Origin of the sequence: Vibrio sp. V42_P2S4T144, from assembly GCF_009904715.1 — a bacterium.
Classification (GTDB): Bacteria; Pseudomonadota; Gammaproteobacteria; order Enterobacterales; family Vibrionaceae; genus Vibrio; species Vibrio alginolyticus.
Genome location: NZ_WXWS01000531.1, coordinates 1 through 2,474, shown reverse-complemented (window position 1 = coordinate 2,474; position 2,474 = coordinate 1). Strand labels below are relative to the sequence as shown.

The 2,474-nt window shown below is 43.1% G+C and carries 3 protein-coding genes; 2 read left to right on the top strand and 1 reads right to left on the bottom strand.

Annotated features, from left to right (window positions below; all coding sequences use genetic code 11):
- Positions 1-49: 49 nt before the first annotated feature.
- Positions 50-298 (bottom strand): GlsB/YeaQ/YmgE family stress response membrane protein, encoded by a 249-nt coding sequence (locus tag CAG68_RS17785; RefSeq protein WP_005380625.1) that lies wholly within the window; start codon positions 296-298, stop codon positions 50-52.
- Between the two features lie 188 nt (positions 299-486).
- Between CAG68_RS17785 and CAG68_RS17780 the strand changes: the two genes are divergently transcribed.
- A complete protein-coding gene (locus CAG68_RS17780) occupies positions 487-936 on the top strand; it encodes a YcgN family cysteine cluster protein (RefSeq protein ID WP_005380627.1) in 450 nt (149 codons plus the stop codon).
- 212 nt (positions 937-1,148) lie between these two features.
- A partial coding sequence (locus CAG68_RS17775) for a site-specific integrase (RefSeq protein ID WP_161441449.1) occupies positions 1,149-2,474 on the top strand: 1,326 nt, incomplete at its 3' end.

Sequence of the window (2,474 nt, the reverse complement as noted above, 5' to 3'; positions counted from 1 at the left end):
GCTTAACATTACGCTCCCTTTTTGGTTTTTTGCTTTTAAATCATCGTGATTATTTTAAGAAACGGTTATAAACAAACAACAGAATAAATGCGCCTAGTGTTGCGGTAATGATACTACCAATGTTGACGCCAGTTGCTCCGCCGAAACCGAGAATGCCGCCAAGGAAGCCACCTACAAATGCCCCTGCAATACCAAGTAACATTGTTGCAATCCAACCGCCCCCATCTTTTCCTGGCATGAGCCATTTAGCAAGTGCGCCGGCGATTAAGCCCAAAATAATCCAAGAAATAATACCCATGAAAACTCCTTAATGCCTTCTTGATCAATTGAGTAATGGAAACTTGTTTAAGGATAGAACAGTAAAACGAAAGTAGTTGAATATCTCCACCGTTATGTGGGAAGGATGCAAGATCTTCTCAAAACTTGAACTTTTGCGTTGAGAAGAGTATAAATCGCCCCCTAAATTCCCTTGGTGAGACCTGAAGTATGAGCACTCCATTTTGGCAAAGTAAATCGTTAGAGCAGATGACAGAAGAGGAATGGGAATCTCTCTGTGATGGTTGTGGCAAATGTTGTTTGCATAAGCTGATGGATGAAGATACCGATGAAATCTACTATACCAATGTGGCTTGTAGCTGGCTGAACAGTAAAACGTGTTCATGTAAGGATTACCCAAACCGTTTCACTTCGGGTGAAGAGTGCACCAAGCTGACCCGAGAAGACATCGACGATTTTACTTGGCTGCCACACACGTGCGCTTACCGTCTGTTGGCTGAAAAGCAGCCTTTACCAGAATGGCATCCGTTGATTACAGGCTCTAAGTCCGCAATGCATGCGGCTGGGGAAAGTGTCCGTAACAAAGTGGTTTACGAGATTGATGTGGTGGATTGGGAAGACCATATTCAAAACTTACCTGAATGGGCTAAAAAGAGATAATTAACTTTTAAAGTTGAGAATGCTTTTTTAGTGAATCATACATTGCGTGATGATTCATGGTGACTCAATACAATTCAAGAATGCCGCCATTAATGCATATTGCACATCAGTGGCGGTTTTTTTGATCGCAATAACGAAAACCAGCACAGATAACTTTTAAAGTTGAAAACTAGATTTATACTGTTTATGTATACAGTTTTGTGTGGGTGCGTATGCCAGAAAGCAGGAAAAACCAGAAAGAGACTATACGAAAAGAGGTAGAAATTTCATCTATCCCTAACTTCGTTTACGAGAAACCATTGGTATCCATTGATGAGAATGGCGAATCTCAGGTTACCTACCGTGCCAATGGCAATAAGATCCCCATTAAGAAACTCCCCTTACTCTATATCGCTGGGTATGACGACAAAGACAACCTAATCAGCTACCAACCATTAGATATGGTCAATGAGTTCTTATTGTCGAAAGCACTCGATGATGGTGTGCTTGAGCTTGGTACGGATGCGCAGGGGCTTGCTCATTACTTCAGTTTTGTATTGGACAAGCAGGCAGAGTGGGATGCTGAATACGATGAAGGGGACTTTGACCCTCTCTATGATGACCCCCGCCCGGAATGGGGGGCTTTTCCCCGTAACAAACAAGAGCGGTTAACCTACCAATATCGGGATGGCATAAAGCAGCTAGCTATTGATGGTGTATTGGCTAAAACAACAGCTAGGCAATATATGAGCAGTGTCGTAGGTTTCTATAAACACTGCCTTCGTCAAGGTATCCGCTTCAATAACCCTCCCTTCCAATTTGAGGCGGTGAATATACATTTCCAGGCGCCTGCTTCCAGTATGAAAGCTTATCAACGTAAGCAGGTACACACGACGGATATGCGGATTAAGTTTTCCAAGTCATCTCGCAGTGGTGGTACAAGCCTCAGCAACCTACGCCGTGACCTAAAGCCATTTACCAATAATGAATGGAACATCCTGCAAAACATATTAATGAAATCCCGCAGGGTGGTTCGTCATGGTGACAATAATAAACTGCATTCATTGCCTATTGAGTTTTGCTTGCACCCATTGATTTGTCGTTATACTGGATTGCGGCGAGAGGAAGCGGCTAGCCTTCATTCGGGACAGATAGTTAACCCCGAAACAATGATTCAAGGTGGCAAAGAGGTTTTTAAAAAGCCTGTGATGGATTTTGGGGTCGGTGATAAATACCAATCACTCACAAAGACTGCTGAGGGCTTTGCTGAGAAGAATAAAAGCCGGGATACCATTATCCCAGCCACATTGATGAAGATGCTTTACGATTACTCGCAGTCTGACAGGTATAAAAAGCGCCTTGAGAAATTCAAAGTATGGTGCAAGGAGCTGAAAGAGGAAGATAATACGTATTTCTTTGAGGGGGATGATGCCATTAACCCCGAGCTTGAGTACCTATTTATTACTCAGTCAGGGAGACCTATGTTTATGCGGCAACAAGACTTTACTGGACGCTGGATTGAAGTACGTAACACTGCAAATCTAACCCAAGGTCTAGAC

What these genes read in the sequence shown, in the direction of transcription:
- CAG68_RS17780 (WP_005380627.1), top strand. Translation starts at nt 487, where the DNA reads ATGAGCACTCCATTTTGGCAAAGTAAATCGTTAGAGCAGATGACAGAA.
- CAG68_RS17785 (WP_005380625.1), bottom strand. Translation starts at nt 298, where the DNA reads ATGGGTATTATTTCTTGGATTATTTTGGGCTTAATCGCCGGCGCACTT.